The sequence below is a fragment of the uncultured Thomasclavelia sp. genome, assembly GCF_944324745.1.
Classification (GTDB): domain Bacteria; phylum Bacillota_I; class Bacilli_A; order Erysipelotrichales; family Coprobacillaceae; genus Thomasclavelia.
In genome coordinates this window covers 1-25,656 of the sequence record NZ_CALUXO010000037.1, presented here as the reverse complement: position 1 = coordinate 25,656, position 25,656 = coordinate 1, and the positions used below count along the sequence as shown (strand labels likewise).

The window sequence follows — 25,656 nt, the reverse complement described above, 5'->3', positions numbered from 1 at the left end:
ATAGATAAATGATCGAAAAGAATAATAATATGGGCACTGTCAACATTTCATTAGATGTTGTCGCAACTATTGCTGGTGGCGCTGCAATTGAATGTTATGGAGTAGTTGGCATGGCTAGTCAAAAAAGATTAAAAGATGGCTATTATGACCTATTGAGAAAGGAAAATTATTCCAAAGGAATAGTTGCTCGTGATGGCGAAAGTGGCCTAATTTTAGATCTTTATGTTTTATTAGGTTATGGAATCAAAATGACTGAGGTATTGCACGAAGTACAAAAAAAGGTAAAATATGTAGTTGAGTCTACTTTAGATGTGAATGTAGAAGCAGTTAATGTCTATGTTCAAGGGATTCGTGGAGTAGAGTAGAGGAGATAGAAAATGAAAATAGTTACAGGTGAATTATTTAAAGAGATGGTGTTATGTGGTGCAAATACCTTACACAATAATTATCCAGAAATTGACGCATTAAATGTTTTTCCAGTACCTGATGGTGATACGGGAACAAATATGTCGTTGACTTTTTCAGCTGGTGCTAAAGAAGTCGATAATTTTGATTCTAATAATATTGGTGATATTTCTAAAAAATTATCTAAAGGATTATTGATGGGTGCCCGTGGTAATTCGGGGGTAATTTTATCACAAATTTTTAGAGGTGTTTCTATGACACTTCAAGGTCATGAAGATGCTGATGCAATGTTATGGTCTGAAGCCTTACAAAGTGGAGCAAAAGTTGCTTATAAAGCAGTTATGAAACCAGTTGAAGGAACAATTTTAACAGTAATTCGTGAAGCTAGTGAAGCAGCTGCTAAATATGTAAAGCCAGATATGGAAATTGAAGATTTCTTTTCATATTTTGTTAAAGAAGCGCAATTATCACTTGATCGTACTCCAGAATTATTACCGGTGTTAAAAGAAGTTGGTGTAGTTGATAGTGGTGGTGCTGGGTTATTACTAGTCTTTACCGGATTTATGGCAGCATTAGCTGGAGAAAGAGTTGATTATGTTGAAATCAAATCTGCTGATAATGCTATGAATGCTGTTGCCAGTGTCGAAAGTGGCGAAGAAGGTTATGGATATTGTACAGAATTTATTATCCGTCTAGAACCATCTTTAATTAACAAATTTAAAGAAGATCAACTAAAAAAAGAATTAGAACGCTTACCAGGAAATAGTATTGTTGTTGTACAAGATGAAGACATAGTAAAAGTCCATGTACATACATTAAAACCAGGTAATGCTTTAAATATTGCTCAAAGATTTGGTGAATTTGTAAAAATCAAAATCGAAAATATGCAAGAACAAAATGATGCTCTTCAAGCAAGACAATCTATTGTTGGAGTCGACGATAATAAAGAAAAAGAAAAAGCACCGGCTAAAGAAACTGCAGTTATTTCAGTGTGCGCTGGAGAAGGATTGAAAAATGCATTTTTAGAGTTGCATTGTGATTACGTGGTAAATGGTGGCCAAACAATGAATCCATCAGCTGAAGATATGGTACAGGCAGTTAAACGCGTAAATGCTAAAAATGTTATTATTTTACCAAATAATTCTAATATTGTTATGACAGCTCAACAAACAGCAACAATTTTAGAAGGGGAAATTAATGTTATTGTTATCCCGACTAAAACCATTCCACAAGGTTTATCAGCATGCATTATGTATAATCCTGATGCACCATTAGATGATAATATTGCTGATATGACTGATGCAGCAGAAAATGTTAAAACAGGACAAGTTACTTATGCGATTAAAGATACATCTGTTGATGGAATCGAAATTAAAGCTAATGATTATATGGCATTAGTAGAAAAAAATATTGTTGCCTGCAAAGATGATAAATTAAAAGCTTTAGAAGCTGTTTTCAAAAATATCATTGATAATGATTCTGAAATCATTACATTAATCTGTGGTGAGGATGTTAACGATGGTGACGTAGAAGAAGTAGAAAGTTATGTTGAAGATAACTATGATATTGAGTTAGAAGTTATTAATGGACAACAACCGGTTTATTCATTTATTGTTGGTGTCGAATAAATAAAAACCTCAAAAAACGCTGATATAATCAGCGTTTTTTATAGATAATCAAATTTTTCGTTTATTTTCCGTTTATTTACGCACTAATCTAGGTATTTTAAGCAAAAATCTGATTAAAAATTCTGCTTAGATAATTTAATGATTTTATTGTAATCGGCCAGATAAATCAGTAATTAAATTTTAAATTACTTTTATTTTTTCAATAACAGTATTTAGGAAAAATTGTGATGCTTTAGAAAATGGCTGATACTTTTTCCAAAATAGAACGACATCAATATTAATTTCTGGTTTCATTGGTTTTAAAACCAAGTCAGTTCCCTCAGTATTTATCAAGCCTTCTAACATAAAAGTATAGCCACCACTTTTAGCAATCATCAATGAAGCATTGTATATTAAATTATATGTGGCTTTAATTTTAAGATGATCAAAAGGAATATTAAACCATTCTAATACTTCATTTTTTCTCATATCTTGTCTTGATAGAATTAGTGGTTGATCGATTAAATCTTCAGGAGTGATATAATCTTTAGTGGCTAATGGGCTGTTTTTATTCATTAAAATACCACAGGAATCTTTATATGGCAGCTGTATGTAGTTAAAACTGTCAATATTTTTAGGATTGATCAAAATACCAAAATCCAACAAACCATTATTTATCTTAGAAATGACATCTTCACTATTACCACTATAAAAATGAAAACATAGATCAGGATGTTGATTTTGAATTTCGTTTATTATTGAGATGATAAATTCCATTGTTTTAGTCTCGGCAGCTCCTAAATAAATATCACCAGATAAAAAACTATTGGTATTGGTTATATCGTGTTTAGCTTTATCAATTAAATCAATGATCGAAAGGGCATATTCTTTAAACTCATAACCGGCATCGTTTAAAGTAATATGGCGATTACCTCGTATAAATAACTTCTTTCCTAACTCGTTTTCTAATTCTTTCATTTGTCGGGATAATGTTGGCTGTGAGACATTTAAATATTTGGCTGCATGTAAGAGAGTTCCTTCATTAGCGATTGCTAAAAAATGACGTAAAGTTTTTGTTTCCATCAATATTCACATCCTTAATATAATCATAATCGTATTCAAATTAGATTTCAAGTATTCATATTTTGTATATATCTGTATTTGATATTAGTATTTTTTATAGTCTGATACTTTTGATATAATTTAAATCAGGAAGGGTGATGACGATGGAAAATAAATTTGAGATTAAAGAAATATTAGTAGAACATTTGCAAGAGCCAATTGGTATTGATTGTTATAATCCTGTTTTTAGCTGGATTTTAACTAGTAATCAAGAGCATGTTTTTCAAACTAAATATCAATTACAAATATTTAAACAAAATGAATTAATCATTGATAGTGGTATTATTGAAGATGACAACTCGATTGAAAATGTTATTGATGGTTTTAAAATAGAACCAATGACGAGATATACTGTAAAATTAAATGTTTGGGATAACTATCAAAATAAAGCTAGTAATGAAACCTTTTTTGAAACGGGACGCTTAGATATTCCCTTTACAACAAAATGGGTGGAACCAGTTCAAGAACCGACCCCTTCAAGTCTAGAAGGCAAGGAAATGACTAGAGAGTCAGTTGCTAGTAATCCTAATGAAGGAAAAGAACAGAGTTTTGATGAGTTTCGTCCTTCAAAATATATTCGCGTTCCGTTTGAGGTAGATAGAAGTGTTCAAAAGGCAAGGGTATATATAAGTGTTCATGGAATTTATCAGCTATATATAAATGGAAGCAGAATTGATAATCGTGAATTAGCACCTGAACATACCTCTTATCATAAATTGCTCCAATATCAAACTTATGATCTAACAAATTTTATAAAAAATGGTCAAAATGTTATAGGAGTTATTATTGGTGATGGCTGGTGGAGCGGAAGAGTTGGAACGACCGGTGATAGTTGTCAATATGGCAATAAATTAGGCTTATTATTAGAGGGTATCATAACTTATTTTGATGGAACAACTCAAGTATTTAGTGGCGAGCAAGGGGTTTCTTCATCTGGTCCAATAATTTATTCAGATTTGTTTGTTGGTGAAAAATATGATGCCAGAAAAGAACTAAATGACTGGTCTACTGTTAGTTATGATGATAGTTCATGGCAAAAAGTAATTCCGGTTGATTATCCGATGAATAATCTCATTGGACAAAGTAGTGAACCAGTTAAAATTGTTGAGACCTTTAAACCTAAAAAAATAATTCATTCTCCAGCCGGTGAAACGATTATTGATGTTGGTAGAATAATTGCCGGATTTGTCGAATTTAGTTTAGTAGCTCCAGCCGGAATCGAAATTAAATTAGAACATTCAGAAGTATTAGATACTCAGGGTAATTACTATAATAATATTTTAGGAATAAATAAAGAACAAATGGATGTTTATATTACCAAAGAGGGTTATCAAACGTATCGGCCACATTTTACTTATCATGGTTTTCGCTATATTAGAATCTCTAATTGGCTAGGAGAAATATCTATTAATAATTTTAAAGTGCATGTATTAAGCAGTAATTTAAAAAAGATTGGTAGTTTTACAACAAATGATAAAAGAATTAACCAATTACAAGAAAATATTGTTTCAAGTCAAATAGCTAACTCTATTTCTATACCGACTGATTGTCCTCAAAGAGAAAAAGCTGGTTGGACAGGCGATATTATGGCTTATGCTTCGACAATGTGTTTTAATACAAACGCGCATTCATTTCTAAAATCGTGGTTGCACAATGTTAGAAAAGATCAATTAGAAAATGGAGCTGTTCCCGTGGTAGTTCCATATTTAAAAGCCTACGAAATTTTTATCAAGGGAATGACTGGGTTTGAAACAAGCTGTGGCTGGGGCGATGCCATCATTACAGTTCCATATGCAATGTATCAAGTATATGGGGATAAAAACGTTTTAGTAGAAAATTATGATGCCATGAAAAAATGGTTGGATTATATCCAAAATAGGATGCATAATTTTCATCCTGAAGATTATGAAAATTGGGATGATAAAAGAAAAAAAAGAAGTTATTATTTATGGAATACCGATTTCCATTTTGGAGATTGGCTAATACCAAGCATTGTTTTAGGAAATCCTGATGGTGGTGCGATGATGGATACGGCTTATGCTACAATGAATATTGTGGGACCAGCATATGCGGCTTATAGTAGTCGTTTTATGGCCAAGATTGCTCATATTCTTGATAAGGAGACAGATGCCAAGAAATATCATGATTTATATGAAAAAATTAGAGAAGCTTTTATCGAAGAATATGTTCACAATGATGGAACGATAGATGCTGATTTTCAGGGCATCTATGTTATTGCCTTAAAAAACAATTTAGTAACCGAAGAAATAAAACCAAAAATGATCAATCATTTAAGAACATTGATAGAAAATAATGGAAACTGTTTGGATACTGGCTTTTTAAGTGTTTTATTTTTGATGGATGTCTTATGTGAAAATGATTGTCGCGATCTGGCCTATAAACTATTATTTCAAACAAAATGTCCTAGCTGGTTGTATATGGTCGAACATGGAGCAACAACGATGTGGGAAAGCTGGGGCGCTATTGGAGAAGATGGTAGTGTAAGTACTTATAGTTATAATCATTACGCTTTTGGCTGTATTGGTGAATGGTTATATAAAGAAATTGGTGGCTTACAAGTAATTGAACCGGGATATCATAAATTTAAAGTTTGTCCAGCTTTAGATTGTGGCTTAACTAAGGTAAATTTAACCCAATATTCTCCTTATGGACTTATTGAAGTTAATTGGCAGCTAGTTGCAAATAAAGTCATCTTGAATGTTAAAGTGCCGGTCAATACTACAGCTAAAATTGTTTTACCGCATATTCAAAAAACAGTTGATAGTGGTGATTATACATTTGTAGATGAGATAAGTAGTTAAATTTAAATATTATTAAATTAGATAGTTTAATGATAATTTTGATACATTGATTAACAAAAATTGGGTAGAATTTTTCTACCCAATATTTTTATATACTGTTAAAAATCAGCTTGAATTTGTATTCATCAATGTCTTTTTTTTAAAATACAATAACAATTACTTGAATCAATATCAACAATTTCTTTAAAACATAATGAAGGATCATTTAATTGCTTATACTGGTTTTTAGTTGTTATAAGGTATCCGACTCCTTCTTTTATCATTGGAAAACAATCGATGATTTGATTAGTTATAGTAATAATGTTTAATTTTTGGTTATTTAAATGAGTTATAAAAGTTTTAGAAACAATTAATGGCAAATCTTTTAAATCATTTAAAGATAACTTACATAAATTTGTAAGATTATCATCTTTTCTACAAATTAAGCCCCATTTTGTTTTAATTGGTAATGAGATAAAATTATAATCTTTAATTTTAGGATGATCAAAAACAAAAGCACAGTCAAGAGCGTTTTGATCAATTAATTTTAATAAAGTGATAGTATTGTCATATGTAAGATTAAGTATAATTTTAGGCTCTTGATAAAGTGTTGTTAATATTTTTACTATAATTTTATTAGAAAAATCGTTCTCAATGCCAATGTTGATTTGGGTGGAATGATCTGCTTCATTTTCTTGCATTTTTTCTTTAGCTTGATTAACTAAATTAAGTATTTCAGTGGCATAGCGTTGTAATAAAATGCCCTCTTCAGTTAACTCGATCCTTTGTTGACCCCGAATGAATAATTGCTTTCCAAGTTCTTTTTCTAAATCTTTCATTTGTCTTGAAAGATGGGGCTGAGCGATATGCAATTGTTTTGCAGCTTTAGATATTGTTTGCATTTGTATGATTGCCAAAAAATTTTCTAGTATTTTAATTTCCATATTTTTCACCTATAGTGATTATAACGCTAAAGCAAACAGGGAGTCAAAGTGTCTTCTTTTTAGCTTCTTTATTTAGTTTTATATTTATTTTATCAAAAATAAAATGAAGGATGTTAAGCCTTCATTTTAATTATCAAGCAATACTTTTTTAGTTTATTTTAGATTATAAAAAGAATTAGTTTTAAGATAATATTCAATTACTTCTAAAACACCTTCATCATTAAAAGAAGGAGCAATCCATTGAAATTGTTCTTTCATAAAATCCTTAGCATTTTCCATAACATAACCATACTTAACTTTTTGTAGCATTTCGATATCATTTTCAGCATCACCAAAAGCCATGATTTCATCAGCTGAAATATCTAATTTATCCATCAGAATTTCAATAGCATGTCCTTTACTGACATTTTGTGGAATAATATCAACACAATAGTGCCCGCTATCAACAATTCTAGCATTTTGACTAACGATTTCAGTAAGGTCATGAATACGTTCGTTGACATTTTTTTGCGGAAGATATAAAGCAAATTTAACAATAGCTTCTTTTATATCTTTAAAATCCTTAATTTTCTTAACATTTGGAAAATAAGGAAGAAACATCTGATAATATTGTTCAGGTAATGTTTCTAAAGTATAAGATTGATCTTTGGTACAAACCCAGCATAGTACATCAGGCATTGTTCGTAGGGCATCAATAATAAGCTGGCTAACTTGAGTTGCAAGATGAGCAGAAAAAAGTTCTTCACCTTGATCGATGATATATCCGCCATTTTCGGCAATATAAGTAAGTTCCTCTTGAATTTGTGGAAAACAGTTTTGAAGTTTAAGATAAGGATTGCCACTTGCTACAACAAAACGAATTCCCCGTTTTTTTAAAATCTGATAAATTTGATTAAAGCGTTCTTGGTTGTATGCTGATTGTTCATTTAAAAAAGTTCCATCCATATCAACCGCAATCATTTTTATAGCCATGAATCAATTCTCCTTTATTTCATATATGGACATTATATCATAAAATCTAAGAAATAATTAAAGTGGTTAAAAAAGTTTTTAATCAGGATTATTTGAATTTTATTGATAGTGACGTTACGTTTCAAACTATAATCTAATCAGGTGGTGAAATTAATGAAGAAATATAGTTTTAGAGAATTTGCCAATAAAAGTCATACGACGATAAGAACTTTAAGATATTATGAAAGTATTGGTATTATTGATCCAATTATTGAAAACAATCAAAAATATATCGATGAAAGTTATTTGATATTGCTTCAATCAATCCAGCTTTTAAAAAGAGCGGGATATACCCTGGAAGAAATAAAATATATTATCAAAAATAAAAACATTGAAGAGCAGATTGTCATGCAAAAAGATTTATTAAATATTCAACTAACTAATACTAAAACAATGTTATCACTTATTGATGAACTCCAAGATGAAAATAATATGAATATTTCCGATATATATACGAGATTTTTACAAATTCAAAATAACCAGAATTTACAGCTTCAATTTGAAACACCAGATGGGTTAACGACTAGAGTTATGTTTCATCATCAACATACTCATTTTGATAATAATTTTCATCAATGGATGTTTGATCATTATTTATTTTTTCCTGGTGCTAAAGTATTAGAAATAGGTTGTGGCGATGGGACATTATGGAAGTGTAATCGAGCTAAAATACCGGAAGATATTGAAATAATTTTAAGTGATATATCACAAAAAATGATCGATGAAAGTTATCTTAAATTACATGATATTCCACAAATAAAAGCTTTTGAATATGCTGATTGTTTTTGTTTGCCTTATGATGATGAAAGTTTTGATATTATTATTGTCAATCATGTCTTAATGTATTTTGAAAATTTGAAACAGGCATTAAAAGAAATATATCGAGTTCTTAAGAAAAATGGAACTTTGTATTGTTCAACGATTGCTAAAGATATGATGATAGAAAGGGATGAAATGGTAAAAAAATTTGATTCAAAAATATCATTTGATCAAGAAATATTATATGAACATTTTGGATATGAAAATGGTAGCGAAAAATTGAGCCAATATTTTTGTGATATCGAAGCATTTGATCGTAAAGAAGTTTATGAAGTTACTGATCTAGATTTATTTTATCAATTTATAATGAGCTGCAAAGGCTTAAGTTCTAGTTTAGAAATCCTTTATAAAAAGAAATGGTTATTTTATGAGTATTTAAAGAATTATTTTAATAAAAATAGAGTATTTTATCTAACGACCCATGCAGGAATGTTTAAAGCTAAAAAAATTATTAATAGTTGATTTAATTAAGATAAAATCAAAAAGTATATTGTTGATAATTATCCAATATACTTTTTTAATAAATGCCTTTATTTTGTTGCTAAAAAGAATAAACGTCGAAATTTTAGAATTACAGTTTTAGTTCTTGTTTCTGGATAAGTTTTTTGAATCTTTGTCAATAATTCATTTTCAAATTCAAACTTGCTGCTAGAAATTTAAACAGTCTAGATAAGAGCGTAATCTAGTACCCTTGACCCAGTTAAGTAAATCACTATGAGTTGGTAATTCGTGATAATAAATAGTTTCAAAGATATCAAATGAATGACAACATGAGCTTAAAATACTAGAATATTCTTCAGGAACCAGTGTATCATTTTGTTTAGTAGTGGCTTGATGAAAATCATATGGCGAATTATCAACGGTTTTTTGAATAATTTTATATAGTGGTTCTTCTTGGTTGATTGGAATTTGAATAGCTAAAACACCTTCAGGATTTAAATGATTTATCAGTTTGGAAATTAATGAGTGATGATCTGGTAACCATTGCAAGCAGGCATTTGAAAAAATAATGTCGTATGTTTGATTTAAGTCTCTAATATCTTATAGTTTAAATTGCAAATCTGGATAACTGGCTTGGGCTTTTTCAATCATGGTGCTAGAGTTATCAATTCCAATAATATCAGCTTTAGGAAAAACTTCTTTTATATTACCGGGAACACAACCTAAATCAACGATAGTATGTGGATTTTTTTAAGTAATTCGTTTTGCTGAATCAATGGCTGGTTGTGTTCGCTGTTGTTCAAATTTTAAATATAGATCATGATTCTAATCAGACATTTCTAACAGCTCCTTTTAATTAAGTAGTACATATTATACTTGATTTATACAGATAATAAAATCATATTTAAGGGAAGCAATCTTGTTGATAAAGGTAATCTAAGATATAATGTTGGTGAAAAAATTAAATCATAAAGGGAATAAGAAATTTATGAAAGAAAAATATCAATTAAATTCAGTTAGTGAAATGTTTAGATGGAAACTGACACCAAGAGAGTTAGTTAATGAAGAACCAATAGCATATCCTTCAGTTGAATGGGCTAATAGAGATTTAGTCAATAAATTAAAATGGGAAGAATTAGATGTATTATATTCTTTTACTTTAATTTATTATTTAGGATTAATGGTAGTAAATAATAAACGATTTGAAGAACTGTTTGAAAAAGAAAAATATGAACAACAAAATAATCGGTTGTGTTGTTATAGTACTCGTTTTTTATATAAGTGTAGTACAGATAGGGCTTTTAAAGAGTATAATGAAGCAAGTGAATTAAAAGATTTTATTCAAGTTTATTTTTCGATTGGAAATGTTATTCCTATCTGGCCTGGAGGTAATGAGTTAAAAGGGAAAATGGGTATTTTTGATATACCAGAATGGTTTTTTAAAAAATATCCTAAATGGACCAAAGCTTTAATCGAACTTTATCCTAATGCTTTTTTAAAACCTGTGATTGAAAATAATTCTTTTTTTATCAGTAATGATCAGATGTATGCTATTAGCGGATATGAAAATTCTTTTAATGATTTAAATAGTTTTATAAAATGTGTTAAAAATAAGTTGCATAATGATGATTGTAAAAAGTTTTATTTTGATTATCTTAAAAGACGGACTGTTATTATTAAACAACGCGAAAATGAAATTATTAATTATTTAAATAATAAGAATTAAAAGATCAATATCTAAAAGCATCTAGATGCTTAAACATATAAAAGATAATATTTGATTAAACAGAATTATATCTTATAAGGTGGTAAAATATTGATGTTAAAAATTATAATTTTTATAATTATCGTGATAATACTATTATTAATATTACGATCAGTTTATGTAAAAAAATATTATTATTTTAAATGTCCTGAGTGTCATTATCAATGGAATCCAAGATTCATAGAGACATTTGGAAATATCAATTGTTTAGTCGATGGTTATTTAGTACGATGTCCTAAATGTGGTAAACGACATATTCTTCAATTAAAAAAATAAGAACCTGTATTTAAGCAGGTTCTTTTTAACTGTTTAATAAAAAATATTAATGCAATTATTTAGATAATTTTATCAGGTTGTTGCCCATCATGGGCTAACCATTTACATTCAGTTATTTCCATCTGACTAAAAACAGCTTTAAATGAAGAATCTTCTGGAGAACAGGCATAAATGCCAAATTTGATTTTTCCATTACCTTTATGCATATGACAAATTCTCATTTGCTGATAATTAATACCATCGCTAGAGCATTCGATTCGATAATCATCCTCACGACGACTAAAACGATACCACATTGTTTTGATTGAAGCATCGATAACGGTGGTTGCCCAATCAGAATAACCATTATTTGTGACTACGCTACCTAAATGCTGATATTGGTCATTTTCATATTCGATTGATCCTTTTAGCCAATTTTCACTATCTAAATACATGACAATGCCACATTGGTCAAAACGATGATGACTTTCATTAAACTCAGTTTTTACCACAAAACTAAAATATTTTTCATCAGTCTCCATTTGAAATACTGGTGCATTATCATTTTGAAAATGATAGTAGGTTCTTTGCCACAAATCAGTATGTGGTTTAGTTATAATTTCAATTTTATCATCATAAATAGTGTAATTTGCTGGCTGGCGGGTCCATTTCCATTGCTTGAAATCCATAATAATCTCCTTTCTATATAAACTTTTTATCAGTTATCCAGTAATATAGCAATTTTTAGAGCCATGTTAGACATTTATTTATAATGCTCTTGTTTAATTTTTTTTAGTTCAGCTTCTAATTTTTGAAAGCTTTTCTTCAATAGTTCGAACTCTTTATCTTGGTTATCAGTTTCAAAATCGTCTGTTTGTTCTTCACTAGGAGTATTAGATGTTTGGAATGTTGATAAATAAGCACTGTTTAAAGATAATAAGTCACCTAGCACATTAAAAAAGGCACCGACAATTGCTTGTTCATCAACTGACAGGCTTTCGGTCAATGGGGTAATTAATAAAACAGCTAAGCCATCAAGGGCAAGGGGATGAATGATTGGTAAAGGCATCTTAATCACCATAATATACTATGTAAATTTTAATCATTTAGTTATTTAAAACGCCTTGATTTAAAATATTATCTGTAAAAATTATTAAGATGTTTTGTAGACATCAAAAACTTATTTTTTGTGATAGAATTAAAGTATGATATTAAAATGGAGAGATAGATATGAAAAGATATGTAGCTTTGTTACGAGGAATTAATATTAGTGGTAAGAATAAAATTTTGATGGCTGATTTAAAAAAAGAGTTTGAAAAATTGGGGTTTGAAGAAGTAAAAACCTATTTAAATAGCGGCAATATTATTTTTTCAACTGCCATAAATGATATTAAAAATATTACTAAAGAAATTGCAACAATGATCAAAAAAATATTTACTTTAGAAATACCTGTCTTGGTTGTATTACAAGAAAAACTTATTGATATAGTAAATAATGCTCCTAAATGGTGGGGTGGTAAAGATAAAACAATTTATGATAATCTTATTTTTATCTTGCCACCAGCTACATTTGATGAAGTTTATTATGAAATGGGAAATCCTAAAGATGGACTGGAAAGAATTTTTAATTATCAAGATGCAATTTTTTGGTCTTTTGTTAGAAAGGATTATCAAAAAACTAATTGGTGGTCTAAAACAGCTAATAGTAATATTAGTCATCAACTAACAATTAGAACAGCCAATACGATTAAAAAGATAATAAAAATGTAAAATATTTTTAGATTAGGTGTTTTATTTTGTAATAAAACTAAAATAACTTACTAGTTCTATTGATTTAAATATTATATAATGAAAATAAATTGATTGTCGGTTGATAATTATCACTAAATCTATTAAAAAGGAGTGTTTTGTCCATGATTTCATTTAAAGATTTGCCACAAGAAACAAAAATGTATGACTTTTATCTTCCAGAAGATCTCCGTGGTGATGTTGTTTATTTTTTAAAACAAGCTGCCATCCCATATCATTCCATTTCCTGGGATGACAAGTATATCGATCTAGATTTAAAGCGTAAAGCTATTGCCAACTATCAAAAAGCTAAGTGCCCTTCGACTCTGGAATACATGGGGATTTTACAAGTTCCAATAAAACCCGAAGACTTATTTCAAAAAGTCAAATTGTTATTTGGACCTGATATTGATCCAGATTTCAAAGCAGAAAAAAATCGGATTCAGAAAAAATCTGATGAAATTTATGAGACCTGTTATCAAGATTGGTTGCAGCCTGGAGAAATTCCGGTTGTTAAATCGAAGTAAATAATTTTTTATCATTATTTGATATTTATAAGTCCTGCTGCTAAAGTAGCAGGATTTTTTTATGAATAAGCTATAATAATTACAGTAATGTTAAAAATATCTAGCAAAATTAATTAATTAATATTATTATATAAATTGTAAAGATAAAAACGCAATGTGGCTGCTATGCCACTAGAGCTGGTAGGTAGCCCAGCCGTCCTATAAAAAATAGGGTAAGTAACCTGCCCCTCCGGGTTGTCCATTCTTTACTTATTATTAATAAAGGAGGGCAAAGATGAATGCAATAAAATGTAAACTGACAGTTTATTTTGAAGATCCTTTTTGGATCGGCGTTTTCGAACGGATCGATGAAGGCAAATTAACTGTAGCCAGAGTAGTATTTGGTAATGAGCCCAAAGACTATGAGGTTTTAAGATTTGTCTTAAGAAATTATAATAGTTTACAATTTAGTCCAGCTGTGGCAGTAACTTATAAACAGTTAAAGAAAAATCCGAAACGATTGCTTAAAGAGGCTAAAAAGCAGTTACAGAATCAAGGAATTGGCACCAAGTCACAACAGGCATTAAAGTTGCAACAAGAGCAACGAAAACAGTTATGTCAAATCCAAAAACAAGTTCAAAAAAAGCAAGCTGCCAATTATAAGTTTGCATTGAAACAGCAAAAGAAAAAGATGAAACATAAGGGACATTGATCTCTTATGTTTCTTTTTTTATTAAGTAAAAATAATTTTAGAAAAAATTTAGTTTTTTCACTAACTTTTTATTAAATAGAATTGTTATATATGGTGAAAGGGATAAACGTTTAGAACTTTTAAGCGAGAAAGGAGGCAATTGTGGATGCGGATTTTCTTTTAATCAGGAAAATGAAGCAAGGTGACGAACAGGCCTTTGACCAGTTTGTTTATAAATATTATCAGGATATATTGAAATACTGCTTATATCATTGTAATGATCATGAATATGCCCAAGATTTAACCCAAGAGACGTTTGTCAGTTTTTTTGGTAAATTATCTGAATACCAATATCGAGGAAAAACTAAGAATTATTTATATACGATAGCTCATAATCTATGTAAGAATTTTTATAAAAAAAGAAAAGATATTGCTTTAGATAGTTTTCAATTTGAAATGATTGATCAAGGAAAAGATGAAAATGAAGATTTTGAAAAACGAATGATGCTAGAATGGGCACTAACAAAAATTCCTGAAGAATATAGAGAAGTTATAATTTTATATTATTTTGAAGAAATAAAATTAAAGGATATTGCTCGAATATTAAATATTAGCCTGTCGCTGGTTAAATATCGATTACGTCAAGCTAAGTTACAGTTAAAAAAATTATTGAGGGAGGGAGAAAAATGAAATTAGATGAGCAAATAATCAAGTATAAAAAATTAAATCATCAGGATATTGTTGTAGATAAAACAAAAATTGAGGCTACGATTGAAGCTTGTAAAGAACGTTTTTTATTAGAAGAAGCAAATCATATCTTATCATATCGATCATTTTTAGAACTTCAGTTTAAATTGATTCAAAAAAGATGGTGGTTATTACAGTTTTTGATCTTGATGTTATTATGGGTCAGTCTTCCTTATTATGATGATATTCTTTATTCTTATCGAAGCATGGGGGTCGGGGCTGTCTTGTTTATTATTTTGATTATACCAGAGTTATGGAAAAATCGGATTAATAATTGTCTGGAAATAGAGTCAGTGACTTATTATTCTTTAAGACAGGTTTATGCTGCCCGAATTTTATTATTTGGAATTGTCGACATGATATTAGTTACTCTATTTTGTTTAATGACCACGATTTCTTTAAAGTTTTCTATAAGTGAATTATTAATTCAATTTCTTTTACCGATGATTATTACGGCCTGTATTTGTTTTGGGGTCTTATGTAATAAGCATATATTAAATGAAACAATTGCTATTGCTTTATGTATCTTTTGGAGTATTGTCTGGTGGTTAATTTTAATTAATGATGGATTATATTCGATTATGATCATCCCAATTTGGATTATTATATTTATCCTGGCAATAGTAATGTTATTGTTTTTTATTTACCGTACGATTTATCAATGTAATAAAATATGGGAGGTAAGTTTTGATGGAAATAAAGATAGTTGATTTAACCAAGAAGTTTGATGATTTTACTGCTGTTAACCACATTAATCTAACGATGACTAATGGTGTTTATGGATTACTGGGAGTTAATGGGGCTGGTAAAACTACTTTGATGCGAATGATATGTACTCTGTTAGAACCTAGTAAAGGAATGATCATGTGTGATGGTCAAAATATAAATAAGATGGGTAGTGATTATCGAAAAATTTTAGGTTATTTACCACAAGAATTTGGCTTTTATCCAGAGTTTAGTGTTAAAGATTATTTAATGTATATTGCTGCTTTAAAAGGAATCCGTCCAGCAGTGGCTAAAAAAAGGGTTAAGATGTTAATAAGCAAAGTAGGTTTGCAAAAAGTGAGCAATCGTAAAATGAAAAAGTTATCAGGCGGGATGAAACGAAGAGCTGGAATTGCTCAGGCAATGTTAAATGATCCCCAAATATTGATCCTTGATGAGCCAACGGCCGGATTGGATCCTAATGAACGAATTAGATTTCGTAATTTAATTAGTGAATTGGCGGAAGAAAGATTAGTTCTTTTATCAACTCATATTGTATCAGATATTGAATATATCGCTAATGAAATTTTATTAATGAAAGATGGACAAATTGTTCATCAAGGAACAGCACAGCAATTAATTGATTCAATGCCACAACAGGTTTGGAAGTGTCATGTTTTAAAAAATGAAGTTAATGATTTTATGAAAAAGTACATGATTTCTAATATTAAAACTGAGTCTCAAGGGGTTGAATTAAGAGTAATTGCAAAAGAAAAACCGGTAGCTGATGCTGCTATAGAAACTACTAATTTAGAGGACGTATTTTTATATTATTTTGGTAATAAGGTTGGTGATAGTGATGCTAAAATTTGAAATAAAGAAAGTTTTTTCTAAAGCCAGAAATAAAATAGCCGTTTTAGTTTTATTAGTTGTTTTAGTTGTTGTTTCCATGTTAACTATTAATCGAATTGAATATACTGATGCTAGTGGAAATAGTAGTACCGGAATAACCGCGGCTACTAAACTAAGACAAGACCGAAATCAATGGGCTGGATATTTGACAAAAGATGTTTTTAAAACTGTTTATAGGCAAAGAAATGAAATTGTATCGCAAAAGACATCGAATTCAATTGAAGAAGAAAATAAACTCTTTCATCAAATTCAAGGCACGGAAGCAATAGCTGATTTAATTAATAATGCTAATAGTCCCTGGCAAGAATACGATTATTATGCGATTGAAAAAATCAGTGAAGATGATGCAGCTAACGTTTATGAAAAACGGATTTCTAATTTAAAAGATTGGCTGGCTTCTGGAGAAGAACATTTTTCCAAACCAGAACAAGATTTTTTAATTAAACAATATCAAGATCTCAAGACACCATTTTATTATGAATATTTTGATGGCTGGAGTGCTTTGTTACAAAATCTGCCAACTTTTATGATGATTTTAGCACTTTTTATTGGTTACTTTATCGCCGATATTTTTTCTAATGAATTTCAAACTAAAGCTGATTCTATTTATTTTTCTACTAAGTTAGGCAGAAATAAAGCTATCTGGTCTAAAATCGGGGCTGGTTTTTTAATTACCACAGTTACCTTTATTGTTTTTGTGACTTTGTATACCATTGGAGTCCTTTTAGTTTGTGGTATCGATGGAATGAATTGTCCAATTCAATTTGTTTTTTGGCGCAGCTGTTATAATATTACGATATTTCAAACATATTTATTACTGGTTCTTGCTGGATACATTGGAACTTTATTTGCAGCCGTTGTTGCTATGCTAGCTTCTGCTTTAACTCGGTCAACCGTAATTGCCATTATGATGCCATTTATAATCTTATGTGCTTTTCCGTTTTTGAGTCGGATCATGCCACTGCCTGAAATTTGTTCATTTTTCCCAGATCGTTTGTTAGATGCTTATAATGAAATTAGAAATATTGGGTTGGTAGAAATTAAAGGTCATGTTACGACGATTTTAAATATAATTATGCCAGTATATACCGTAGTATCATTAATTTTAATTCCAGTAATTTATCAACGGTATAAAAAAATTCAAATAAAATAGCCGATTAGAATTTAAAATAGATTTAATCAAGAAAAAGATAGAACGTTTTTTAAAGTTCTATCTTTTAATATCCAATAAAACTGCTTAGATATTGAATTTTAAGTTATTAATATTCTTTATAAATGATTTTACAATAATAAAAGTCTTTATTATCTAGCTTACTATGCATTTTAATCATACTAGATTAATTTATTGGTATTGTACTTTTGATAGTAACCCTAATAAAATTAGTAGTGAAAATTTAATATAGAAAGTACGGTGATTTAATGAAAATCAAAGTATTTAAAATAGTATTAGTAAGTTTAGTACTTGTTTTTTTGACAGCTTGTAATGTTCAAGAAAACAATTCGTCTAACATGACTGATAATAAGGAGGAAGAAAACATGGAAACAACAAATTTAAGTGGAATCGTTCCTGATGAACTGGCCTATATACCTGATGATTATTACACTCCTGTTAATCAACAAGGAACTTTAAATAAATTAACTTATCAAACCTGGGAATCATTTAGTTATGAAGAACACTCACAGCCATTAACCAAGGAAGCCTGGGTCTATCTTCCTGCTAACTATGATGCTAATAGGCAATATAATATCTTTTATTTAAGTCATGGTGGTTAGAGCAATGAAACTATAATCATGGGAACTGAACAAAATCCGACCAGTTTTAAAAACGTCATTGATCATGCGATTGAAGATGGAAAAATACAGCCAATGATCATAGTATTGTTGACGTATAATAATACTAGTGACCATGATAGTTGGGATTATAGTTTAGCGCTTGATTTAACCGATCAATTTCATAACGAACTAGTTAATGATTTAATTCTAGCTGTTGAAAGTCAGTATAGTACTTATGCTGATGATACTTCCTTAGAAGGAATAAAGGCTAGCCGTGATCATCGTGGTTTTGGTGGCTTTTCAATGGGTTCTGTTAATACCTGGTGTACATTTCGTTATTGTTTAGATTATTTTCGCTATTTTATGCCGATGAGTGGCAGCTATTCAAATGATGGTGATGCAATGGCCCAGTTTGTTATAGATCAAGGATATAGCACTATCGATTTCTTTATTTTTGCCGCTTCAGGTACTAATGATTTTGCTTATAATTCATTTAAAAATCAAATTGAGGCGATGGCTGATGCTTCAAGTGGAATGTTTGTTTTAGGAAATGATGAAACTCAAGCTAATATGTCATTTCTAGTTAGAGATGGGTATAGTCATGACACTACTGCCAGCAATGACTTATAATGGATTGTGTTATTTTTGGAATAAATAATTATTCTTGTAATAAATTATCCTAGTTTTATCAATTATAAAAATATGATAGGATAATAACAGGGATGTGATAATAGTGTCAGTTAATGTTAGAATCAAACAAAAAAAGCTATTTAAAAAACCATTAGATATTAATGATATTATTGCTATTTCGAATTTATCATATGGAATTAGTGATCAAAACTATCGTTTAGTTCCAGATAAAACGGGAGCAAATACATTACTTTATGATTCAAAGCGTCTGGCTAGAGGAATTGAAGTTTCCTTTGAGCAACATGATATAATTTTAGTATTAAGTTTGCCAACCGGTCACGAAGAAATTATTGGCTTTTATGAATTGATCAAAAAAATCTGCTGGCAGCTAAAAACCGATCAGTTTTTGATTGATGATCAAGTTAAGTATCTAAATGAAATTGATCAATTATATGAAAATGATTGTGAAGCTAGTATTAATGCTTTGCTTGATTTAAAAGATAAAGTTAATAATAGTGAATATCGGTATTTTCAAATTTTAGGAATTTATCATCCAATTTCTTTAGGAATTGATGAATTAAATGAAATTGATGGAAGTCTTTTTAAACTTTCTGATCTTTTAGGGCGATTACAGTCGTTAGATGTTTATTATGCTGCCTGTAAAGTTTATCGAATTCAAGACAGATTAGCAGGTATTTATATCACGCAGGCTAATCTTCCAACAGTAGTTCCCTTAGAACCATATATTATCTTTAATCAAATTGAAGGGGTTACCGACTGGTATATCATTATTAAAGAAAATCGCATGATTAGCTATCAAGATTTTATTAAATCAATTAGTGAAGCAACGTATTTTGACGCCAATCATATCGTAGTTACTTTAAGTATTGCAGAAATTGAGGAAATGCTCAATAAATATGAGGTTTTATTAGAAAATAAGACAAATTAAAAACAACTATGAAAGCATAGTTGTTTTTTGGTATCTAAGTGGTTTATAACTATTATTATAAATAAAAAGGGATTACAATGAGATTCTACTAATAAGAGAACTATTGAACTAGATAAATATTGTCATTTTTAATGATAATTAGCTAAAATAAAGATAGTTGAGGAGGAAGTTCGATGGATAATCAAAAAATTGGTCAATATATTGCCAAAAAGAGAAAAGAGAAGGGACTAACGCAAAAAGAATTAGCTCAAAAACTAAATATTACAAATAAAGCCGTATCTAAATGGGAAAATGCGGCTAGTTTACCAGACATATCTTTATTAAAAGATTTAGCAAAAGCTCTAGACATAACAGTTGATGAATTGCTTGATGGGCAAGATCATAATAAACAGCATCAATCATTATTGCATAATTATCAAAAAATAACGATTTCGTCATCAATTCAGCTAGCCTATTTAAAAGAACAATATTATCAAAGAAAAATAATATCAATGATTTTGTTTGTTTGGGGCTGGTTATTTATCTTTGCCGGTATTAGTTTCTATTTATTGGATCGTTATTTAAATCATCATTTAAAACTTTTTTCGGTAATTGTTATGACGGTAGGTGTCATTTTATTGTTGATACCTGTTATTATTTATTTGTATAAAAAGTTTATTATTAAAGATTATGATATTCAGTATTTATTACAAGAAGATCGCTTAAGTTATATTATCAATAATCAGGAAATTATTTATCTTTATCATGATATTGATAAGATCTGGGAATTGGGTGATTATGCTATTTTAAAATGTGGTCGCACGATTTTGTATTTAAATAGTGCTGATTATCATTTAATTGAAAATCATTTAGTTAATGCTACTTGGCAGCATTGTAGTAATGAAGATAAGATTAAATACTGGATCAAAGCAATTACCTGGATTGTTTTAATAGTCGCGGCAGTTTTAGAATTAGGATATCAAATAGTCATGAAACGTGTTGGCTTTGAATATATCTTTGATCAAATGGAAATGATGATGATTTTATTAATGATTATTTCTTCAGTGCTTTTAATAGTTATCAAAAAAATTAAATTAAATCGAAGCAAGGGATTATTAATGGTGTTAACAGTATTATTGATTTTAGTAGCTACCTGGATCTTTGGCGATATGATCAGCAATAATAAAACATATTATTCATTATCACCGAACCTTTCTTCACAATTAGTATTGAAGCAAAATAAACAAACTGGTCAGGTGCGGGATTTACACTATACATTTTTATGTTTTGCCAGAGTGAATGAGAGCTTCATTGCTGATAGGAATAGTCTTAATACTATGTGGTTGAACCAAGATAACAATTTAGTAACCTATGAATTTAATGGTCAAAAACAAGTATATGTAGCAACTTATGGTGATCGTGGCAGTGGTTATTCGTATTATTATGTAGCCCCATCTTTATCTGGTAATTGGCGTAATTTATATGATGAAGACAAGACATATAATTTATCAGTTACTAATGGTACCATTAATGTCAGCAGTGAAGGTAGCTATGATTCTTTTATCCCTGATCAAATTGATCAATTTGGAACAACCGCTATTGTTTTAAACGAAAATGATCAGCCGCGTTTTGTAATCGCATTAAATCAAAATTGTCAGATCAATGATAATGGTCTAATTGGTAGTGGGGGTACGATTATGCTAGTGGATTTAAGTAATAATTGTTCTGTTGAATTATTTTGTACAACTGATAAAGGAAATGAGACAATAGCTGCTAATAATACTACAATTCGTGAAAGTGATTTATCATATATTAATGAAATGCATGAATTAGTTAATGATCAAAAGGCTTATGATAGTTTAAAGTCGGGAGATAGATATTATAAAATCGAAACAACAAGTGCTGATTATTTTGAAATAACTAGGTTAGCTTACCAGCAACAGTATTTTGAAAATCCTAGTGATGGTATTGATGTTGATGAACAAATTCAAACAATTACCGTTTTAAATGGCAATCAAGATGAGTTTTTTGTCCAGGTCAATGCATCAGGAATCTTTACCAGTGGCAATGAAAGTGAGGAAACTGGGTTAGAAGTATACTATCGGATTTTAAAAGCTCCTGGTGGTTATCTGGCTAAATCTTTTTCTTCTACTAGTGATGGTAGCATAGGACTGGTGGCTCTAGAAAGTCCGCTAGTTAAAGATGTCAGCCAAGATCAAGCATATCATTTTGTTAGTCACTAAACAGTTATTGATTATATAACTTAATAAAGAATATAGATTAATAGAAAAAAATTGATGTTATTAATAATTGTTAAACGTTATAATACTTATATAAGTTATATTTGAGGAGATGTGAGAATGAAGAAATTTGGATTTGGATGTATGCGTTTGCCAGTCATTAATCAAGATGATTAGACATCTTTTGATTATGACCAGATTGAAAAATTATTCGATTTATTTATTGAAAAAGGCTTTACATATTTTGATACAGCATATACTTATCATGGTTATCAATGTGAAAAAGCGATAAAAAAAGCATTAGTTGATCGCTATCCTCGTGAGGCATTTTTACTAGCAACCAAGATGCCATTACGTGATTTTAAAGATGCTACGGATTTAGAAATAAAATTTCAAGAACAATTAACTAATTGTGGTGTTGAATATTTTGATTATTATCTATTACATAACATGGGACATAATGTTTATGATAAGTGTTGTCAGTATGATGTTTTTGGATTCGTTAAAAAGAAAAAAGCTGAGGGAAAAATTAAACATGTTGGAATGTCTTTTCATGACACACCAGAATTATTAGATAAAATTTTAGCAAAATATGGAGATAATTTAGATTTTGTACAACTACAAATTAATTATGCTGACTGGTTGCAGCCAAATGTTCAATCTAAACGTTGTTTAGAGATTGCCAATAAATATCATAAACCAGTTGTTGTTATGGAACCTTGTAAAGGTGGAACTTTAGTTAATGTTCCTGATGAAATATTGACCATGATGAAACAATATCATCCTAATGCTTCACCAGCCAGCTGGGCTTTAAGATTTGCTGCTAGTCAAGAAGGAATTTTTATGGTTTTAAGTGGTATGAACAGTGAACAACAAGTTTTAGATAATTGTGCCACTTTTGATAACTTCGAACCCTTAAATGATGATGAATATAAAATAATTACCAAGGCATCAAAAATAATTAATGATAATGTGGCTATTCCATGTACGGCTTGTGAGTACTGCACCCATGATTGTCCTAAAAAAATCGTAATTCCACAATATTTTGCTTTATATAATAGTATTAAGCAAATTTCTGGCAGCTTTTCAAGCCAGCAGGTTTATTATAATAATATAACTTTAAATAATCATGGAAAAGCCAGTGATTGTATTAAATGTGGTTTATGTGAAAAAGCTTGTCCTCAGCATTTACCAATTCGGAAGTATTTAGAAGATGTTAAGGAAGTATTTGAAAAACAAAATGTTTTTTCAGCTAGAAAATAAGATTTAATCAAATTAATACGATTTAATTAGTGATTCAAAATTTACTAATGAAATCGTATTTTTTTAGATTAATAACTAATATTAATGAGATATAGAAACCAGTTTACTATGCGTCAAAATCATACTTTTATGAAAACTCAATATTGTACTTTCTTAGCTATTTTAATTACAATTTATTTGTAAATAAAAGGAGTTATAGATTATGAAAGATGAAATATTAAAACTATCTAAACAATTTTGGAATGCTATGGAAAATAGTGATGAAACGATGATGCGCGCTATTGCTGATGAAAATTGTAATTTTGTTCATATTGGGATTACTTGTAAATTGGACCAAGAAATTAAGTTTTACACTGATGGTACTTTTAAACCGACAGAGTTAATCATTAATAGCCAGGATGTTAATTCCTATGGTGATACAGCTGTAGTAATTACTGATTGTAATTATGGTTTATTATTAGATGGTAAACCAACGACTCATCATTTTACAGTAACTGAAGTTTATAGTAAAATTGGTGATGACTATAAATTAGTTACTTTTAGTTTTACAGCATTAGTTTATTAAGCAAAAATAGGGGCTGTAACGAAAGGAGGTTTTTTTAACCTTTAATGAAGCGTTACAGCTTCTTTTTTTGTTTTGAAGATTATTTTTTGGAAAATTTAATTTTTTTGCTATTTTTAATTAATTTTTGCATAAAAAAAGCCTTTTTTAGGCGCAATAAGGGTATCTGTTTCAAAATCTGTTTTTTTTCAAGGACTTTTTGGATCTTTTTAATTAATTAGAGCTTCTTTTTTTTGCTTCTCCATCATCATTTTATGATATTTTCTAATATTAAATCCTATCGCGACCAGCGTTATTTCTAATTTGACTCCAGATTCTCCTCTTCTTCTTAATTTTGAGTAATGATGATCTTCCTTTAATATTCCAAATACTCCTTCTGAATATATCTGTCTCCATTTTATATATTCTTTTCCTACTTCACTAGCCAGATTATCTCTTACTTCTTTCTTCATCTGATTTAATTTTTCATTATTGGTTATTTTTCGGTTGCCTTTGCTTTTTGTACACTTTGATTTTAACGGGCATCCTTCGCAATGTTTATTTTCCAGTATCTGATTTACTTTCTTATATCGCCCTTTGGTATTGATCGTTTCTTTCACAAATTCAAATTTATATCCCTGTGGACATACATAACTTCCATCTTCCTGCCGCATTTGTGATACCTTGAATTGATTCTTTTCTGTCTTTTTTTCCTGTTCTTTATAATATCCCGAATATTTCATATATAAATCTATCTCATGTTTTTTACAGAACATGTAATTATCATAACTTCCATATCCGGCATCTGCTGGTGTTTTTTCTGGGTATTTTCCATATGCCTGGTAATATTTCTCCATAAATGGTATATATGTTGGTAAATCATTGCAGTCACTGCTTACATACACATTCCTTATAAATCCATCACTTATTCCAAACTGTACATTATACCCTGGTTTAAATACATTTGTATGATTATAGTAGTCATACTTCATTTTCATGAACGTGGCGTCAGGATCTGTTTTCGAAAAACTATTTCTTTCCCCACATATATCAAAATGCATTACATATTTGGATATCTTGAGCGCATATTCTTTTAATTCCTCATATAGTTTTTGTATCTCACTTTTTTTCTTCCCTTTTCCATGAACAAATTCTATTTTATTTGCTTCCATGTATCTTTCTATTCTATCTGCTATTTCCAGCATATATGCTATATTGGGTTCTTTGATCAATGAATAGTAAACTTCGATCCCTTCTCTGCTAAAATATCGGTTTAATTTTTTTACTAGTTTGATAAATTTCTTCCAGGTGTTTTGATAATATTTTTGTGATGATTTTTTCCATACAAATGTCATTTTATTGGCATTCGCTTCAAATTTACTCCCATCGATATAAAGTATCTTTGCATTGATATCCAGATCTTCCTCTATTATTTTATTGATATCAATAAATATATCATCAATTGACATTGTCAGATCGTTTTTTATAAATCTTTCAAAAGCCATGAAAGATGGGATCTTGCCATTAGTTATGAATTTAAAGCGATTATCAAATCTACATAATTCTTCGTATTCTCTTACGGAAACGTATCCTCTTAATGCTTTTCCTAAAATGACACATTCAAACATCATGACTGCATCATACCCGTATGTATTTCTGTTAGAGAAATCGATATATTTTGCCAAATTTATCCTTTCCACGATACTCTTAACTGTTCTTGAAATATCATTCTTGGGTATATCAACGTCATAAGAAACTGTAA

At 29.5% G+C, this 25,656-nt stretch carries 26 protein-coding genes and 1 pseudogene; 20 read left to right on the top strand and 7 right to left on the bottom strand.

The genetic code is table 11. The annotated features are described in order from the left end of the window. Positions 1 to 8: 8 nt before the first annotated feature. Together Q0K54_RS03945 and Q0K54_RS03940 are read left to right on the top strand one after the other, a co-directional pair. Positions 9 to 365 (top strand): Asp23/Gls24 family envelope stress response protein, encoded by a 357-nt coding sequence (locus Q0K54_RS03945; protein ID WP_294578558.1) that lies wholly within the window; start codon positions 9 to 11, stop codon positions 363 to 365. A gap of 12 nt (positions 366 to 377) precedes the next feature. Then, entirely contained in the window at positions 378 to 2,033 is a 1,656-nt protein-coding gene (locus tag Q0K54_RS03940) for a DAK2 domain-containing protein (RefSeq protein WP_294578557.1), read from the top strand. Between the two features lie 180 nt (positions 2,034 to 2,213). Here Q0K54_RS03940 and Q0K54_RS03935 read toward each other — a convergent pair whose 3' ends face one another. After that, a complete protein-coding gene (locus Q0K54_RS03935; protein WP_294578556.1) occupies positions 2,214 to 3,095 on the bottom strand; it encodes a LysR family transcriptional regulator in 882 nt (293 codons plus the stop codon). A gap of 143 nt (positions 3,096 to 3,238) precedes the next feature. Here Q0K54_RS03935 and Q0K54_RS03930 point away from each other — a divergent pair, with 143 nt between their 5' ends. After that, positions 3,239 to 5,956 (top strand): alpha-L-rhamnosidase, encoded by a 2,718-nt coding sequence (locus Q0K54_RS03930; RefSeq protein ID WP_294578555.1) that lies wholly within the window; start codon positions 3,239 to 3,241, stop codon positions 5,954 to 5,956. A 125-nt stretch (positions 5,957 to 6,081) separates the two neighbouring features. Here the strand turns inward: Q0K54_RS03930 and Q0K54_RS03925 are convergent, their stop codons facing one another. Together Q0K54_RS03925 and Q0K54_RS03920 are read right to left on the bottom strand one after the other, a co-directional pair. Further along, the gene (locus Q0K54_RS03925) at positions 6,082 to 6,879 is read right to left on the bottom strand and encodes a LysR family transcriptional regulator (RefSeq protein ID WP_294578554.1); all 798 of its coding nucleotides are present in this window, start codon (positions 6,877 to 6,879) and stop codon (positions 6,082 to 6,084) included. Between the two features lie 153 nt (positions 6,880 to 7,032). Further along, positions 7,033 to 7,851 (bottom strand): Cof-type HAD-IIB family hydrolase, encoded by an 819-nt coding sequence (locus tag Q0K54_RS03920; RefSeq protein ID WP_294578553.1) that lies wholly within the window; start codon positions 7,849 to 7,851, stop codon positions 7,033 to 7,035. 153 nt (positions 7,852 to 8,004) lie between these two features. Between Q0K54_RS03920 and Q0K54_RS03915 the strand changes: the two genes are divergently transcribed. Then, a complete protein-coding gene (locus Q0K54_RS03915) occupies positions 8,005 to 9,171 on the top strand; it encodes a methyltransferase domain-containing protein (protein ID WP_294578552.1) in 1,167 nt (388 codons plus the stop codon). 186 nt (positions 9,172 to 9,357) lie between these two features. Here Q0K54_RS03915 and Q0K54_RS03910 read toward each other — a convergent pair whose 3' ends face one another. Further along, positions 9,358 to 9,699 carry a hypothetical protein gene (locus tag Q0K54_RS03910; protein ID WP_374011445.1) on the bottom strand — a complete coding sequence of 114 codons (342 nt, stop codon included), beginning with the start codon at positions 9,697 to 9,699 and terminating at the stop codon, positions 9,358 to 9,360. Between the two features lie 439 nt (positions 9,700 to 10,138). Here Q0K54_RS03910 and Q0K54_RS03905 point away from each other — a divergent pair, with 439 nt between their 5' ends. Next, complete coding sequence (locus tag Q0K54_RS03905; protein WP_294578551.1) at positions 10,139 to 10,876, top strand: hypothetical protein; 738 nt, start codon at positions 10,139 to 10,141, stop codon at positions 10,874 to 10,876. Between the two features lie 93 nt (positions 10,877 to 10,969). Beyond that, the gene (locus Q0K54_RS03900; protein WP_294578550.1) at positions 10,970 to 11,191 is read left to right on the top strand and encodes a hypothetical protein; all 222 of its coding nucleotides are present in this window, start codon (positions 10,970 to 10,972) and stop codon (positions 11,189 to 11,191) included. Between the two features lie 59 nt (positions 11,192 to 11,250). On the opposite strand, the gene Q0K54_RS03895 is transcribed toward Q0K54_RS03900, so the two are convergent. Together Q0K54_RS03895 and Q0K54_RS03890 are read right to left on the bottom strand one after the other, a co-directional pair. Then, complete coding sequence (locus Q0K54_RS03895) at positions 11,251 to 11,859, bottom strand: DUF1349 domain-containing protein (protein WP_294578549.1); 609 nt, start codon at positions 11,857 to 11,859, stop codon at positions 11,251 to 11,253. Positions 11,860 to 11,933: 74 nt separating this feature from the next. Continuing rightward, positions 11,934 to 12,239 carry a hypothetical protein gene (locus tag Q0K54_RS03890; RefSeq protein WP_294578548.1) on the bottom strand — a complete coding sequence of 102 codons (306 nt, stop codon included), beginning with the start codon at positions 12,237 to 12,239 and terminating at the stop codon, positions 11,934 to 11,936. A gap of 161 nt (positions 12,240 to 12,400) precedes the next feature. Here Q0K54_RS03890 and Q0K54_RS03885 point away from each other — a divergent pair, with 161 nt between their 5' ends. The 14 genes and pseudogenes from Q0K54_RS03885 (at position 12,401) to Q0K54_RS03820 (ending at position 23,918) form a co-directional block, all read left to right on the top strand. Then, positions 12,401 to 12,940: a DUF1697 domain-containing protein gene (locus tag Q0K54_RS03885; protein ID WP_294578547.1), complete on the top strand. Its 540-nt coding sequence runs from the start codon at positions 12,401 to 12,403 to the stop codon at positions 12,938 to 12,940. Positions 12,941 to 13,083: 143 nt separating this feature from the next. Beyond that, a complete protein-coding gene (locus Q0K54_RS03880; protein WP_294578546.1) occupies positions 13,084 to 13,485 on the top strand; it encodes a hypothetical protein in 402 nt (133 codons plus the stop codon). A gap of 274 nt (positions 13,486 to 13,759) precedes the next feature. Continuing rightward, the gene (locus Q0K54_RS03875) at positions 13,760 to 14,176 is read left to right on the top strand and encodes a YjdF family protein (protein ID WP_294578545.1); all 417 of its coding nucleotides are present in this window, start codon (positions 13,760 to 13,762) and stop codon (positions 14,174 to 14,176) included. Between the two features lie 141 nt (positions 14,177 to 14,317). Beyond that, complete coding sequence (locus tag Q0K54_RS03870; RefSeq protein WP_294578544.1) at positions 14,318 to 14,845, top strand: RNA polymerase sigma factor; 528 nt, start codon at positions 14,318 to 14,320, stop codon at positions 14,843 to 14,845. Beyond that, entirely contained in the window at positions 14,842 to 15,612 is a 771-nt protein-coding gene (locus tag Q0K54_RS03865) for a hypothetical protein (RefSeq protein WP_294578543.1), read from the top strand. Before Q0K54_RS03870 ends, Q0K54_RS03865 begins: the two co-directional genes overlap by 4 nt. Beyond that, complete coding sequence (locus tag Q0K54_RS03860; protein ID WP_294578542.1) at positions 15,593 to 16,480, top strand: ABC transporter ATP-binding protein; 888 nt, start codon at positions 15,593 to 15,595, stop codon at positions 16,478 to 16,480. Before Q0K54_RS03865 ends, Q0K54_RS03860 begins: the two co-directional genes overlap by 20 nt. Next, positions 16,467 to 17,672: an ABC transporter permease gene (locus Q0K54_RS03855; RefSeq protein ID WP_294578541.1), complete on the top strand. Its 1,206-nt coding sequence runs from the start codon at positions 16,467 to 16,469 to the stop codon at positions 17,670 to 17,672. Before Q0K54_RS03860 ends, Q0K54_RS03855 begins: the two co-directional genes overlap by 14 nt. 266 nt (positions 17,673 to 17,938) lie before the next feature. Beyond that, on the top strand, positions 17,939 to 18,292 hold the full coding sequence (locus tag Q0K54_RS03850; RefSeq protein ID WP_294578540.1) for a hypothetical protein: 354 nt from the start codon (positions 17,939 to 17,941) through the stop codon (positions 18,290 to 18,292). A gap of 18 nt (positions 18,293 to 18,310) precedes the next feature. Continuing rightward, entirely contained in the window at positions 18,311 to 18,922 is a 612-nt protein-coding gene (locus Q0K54_RS03845) for an esterase family protein (protein ID WP_294578539.1), read from the top strand. A gap of 103 nt (positions 18,923 to 19,025) precedes the next feature. After that, positions 19,026 to 19,871 (top strand): DUF4299 family protein, encoded by an 846-nt coding sequence (locus Q0K54_RS03840; RefSeq protein WP_294578538.1) that lies wholly within the window; start codon positions 19,026 to 19,028, stop codon positions 19,869 to 19,871. A gap of 173 nt (positions 19,872 to 20,044) precedes the next feature. Next, positions 20,045 to 22,093 (top strand): helix-turn-helix domain-containing protein, encoded by a 2,049-nt coding sequence (locus Q0K54_RS03835; RefSeq protein ID WP_294578537.1) that lies wholly within the window; start codon positions 20,045 to 20,047, stop codon positions 22,091 to 22,093. Between the two features lie 192 nt (positions 22,094 to 22,285). Next, positions 22,286 to 23,029, top strand: a pseudogene (locus Q0K54_RS03830) (aldo/keto reductase); the annotation flags it as partial. Between the two features lie 33 nt (positions 23,030 to 23,062). Then, positions 23,063 to 23,353: a 4Fe-4S dicluster domain-containing protein gene (locus Q0K54_RS03825; protein ID WP_294578586.1), complete on the top strand. Its 291-nt coding sequence runs from the start codon at positions 23,063 to 23,065 to the stop codon at positions 23,351 to 23,353. A gap of 202 nt (positions 23,354 to 23,555) precedes the next feature. Further along, complete coding sequence (locus Q0K54_RS03820; RefSeq protein WP_294578536.1) at positions 23,556 to 23,918, top strand: nuclear transport factor 2 family protein; 363 nt, start codon at positions 23,556 to 23,558, stop codon at positions 23,916 to 23,918. 206 nt (positions 23,919 to 24,124) lie between these two features. On the opposite strand, the gene Q0K54_RS03815 is transcribed toward Q0K54_RS03820, so the two are convergent. Then, positions 24,125 to 25,656: IS1182 family transposase (locus Q0K54_RS03815; protein WP_294578535.1), on the bottom strand; the 1,532-nt coding region annotated here is incomplete at its 5' end.

What these genes read in the sequence shown, in the direction of transcription:
- Q0K54_RS03945 (WP_294578558.1), top strand. Translation starts at nt 9, where the DNA reads ATGATCGAAAAGAATAATAATATGGGCACTGTCAACATTTCATTAGAT.
- Q0K54_RS03940 (WP_294578557.1), top strand. Translation starts at nt 378, where the DNA reads ATGAAAATAGTTACAGGTGAATTATTTAAAGAGATGGTGTTATGTGGT.
- Q0K54_RS03935 (WP_294578556.1), bottom strand. Translation starts at nt 3,095, where the DNA reads ATGGAAACAAAAACTTTACGTCATTTTTTAGCAATCGCTAATGAAGGA.
- Q0K54_RS03930 (WP_294578555.1), top strand. Translation starts at nt 3,239, where the DNA reads ATGGAAAATAAATTTGAGATTAAAGAAATATTAGTAGAACATTTGCAA.
- Q0K54_RS03925 (WP_294578554.1), bottom strand. Translation starts at nt 6,879, where the DNA reads ATGGAAATTAAAATACTAGAAAATTTTTTGGCAATCATACAAATGCAA.
- Q0K54_RS03920 (WP_294578553.1), bottom strand. Translation starts at nt 7,851, where the DNA reads ATGGCTATAAAAATGATTGCGGTTGATATGGATGGAACTTTTTTAAAT.
- Q0K54_RS03915 (WP_294578552.1), top strand. Translation starts at nt 8,005, where the DNA reads ATGAAGAAATATAGTTTTAGAGAATTTGCCAATAAAAGTCATACGACG.
- Q0K54_RS03905 (WP_294578551.1), top strand. Translation starts at nt 10,139, where the DNA reads ATGAAAGAAAAATATCAATTAAATTCAGTTAGTGAAATGTTTAGATGG.
- Q0K54_RS03900 (WP_294578550.1), top strand. Translation starts at nt 10,970, where the DNA reads ATGTTAAAAATTATAATTTTTATAATTATCGTGATAATACTATTATTA.
- Q0K54_RS03895 (WP_294578549.1), bottom strand. Translation starts at nt 11,859, where the DNA reads ATGGATTTCAAGCAATGGAAATGGACCCGCCAGCCAGCAAATTACACT.
- Q0K54_RS03890 (WP_294578548.1), bottom strand. Translation starts at nt 12,239, where the DNA reads ATGCCTTTACCAATCATTCATCCCCTTGCCCTTGATGGCTTAGCTGTT.
- Q0K54_RS03885 (WP_294578547.1), top strand. Translation starts at nt 12,401, where the DNA reads ATGAAAAGATATGTAGCTTTGTTACGAGGAATTAATATTAGTGGTAAG.
- Q0K54_RS03880 (WP_294578546.1), top strand. Translation starts at nt 13,084, where the DNA reads ATGATTTCATTTAAAGATTTGCCACAAGAAACAAAAATGTATGACTTT.
- Q0K54_RS03875 (WP_294578545.1), top strand. Translation starts at nt 13,760, where the DNA reads ATGAATGCAATAAAATGTAAACTGACAGTTTATTTTGAAGATCCTTTT.
- Q0K54_RS03865 (WP_294578543.1), top strand. Translation starts at nt 14,842, where the DNA reads ATGAAATTAGATGAGCAAATAATCAAGTATAAAAAATTAAATCATCAG.
- Q0K54_RS03860 (WP_294578542.1), top strand. Translation starts at nt 15,593, where the DNA reads ATGGAAATAAAGATAGTTGATTTAACCAAGAAGTTTGATGATTTTACT.
- Q0K54_RS03855 (WP_294578541.1), top strand. Translation starts at nt 16,467, where the DNA reads ATGCTAAAATTTGAAATAAAGAAAGTTTTTTCTAAAGCCAGAAATAAA.
- Q0K54_RS03850 (WP_294578540.1), top strand. Translation starts at nt 17,939, where the DNA reads ATGAAAATCAAAGTATTTAAAATAGTATTAGTAAGTTTAGTACTTGTT.
- Q0K54_RS03845 (WP_294578539.1), top strand. Translation starts at nt 18,311, where the DNA reads ATGGGAACTGAACAAAATCCGACCAGTTTTAAAAACGTCATTGATCAT.
- Q0K54_RS03835 (WP_294578537.1), top strand. Translation starts at nt 20,045, where the DNA reads ATGGATAATCAAAAAATTGGTCAATATATTGCCAAAAAGAGAAAAGAG.
- Q0K54_RS03820 (WP_294578536.1), top strand. Translation starts at nt 23,556, where the DNA reads ATGAAAGATGAAATATTAAAACTATCTAAACAATTTTGGAATGCTATG.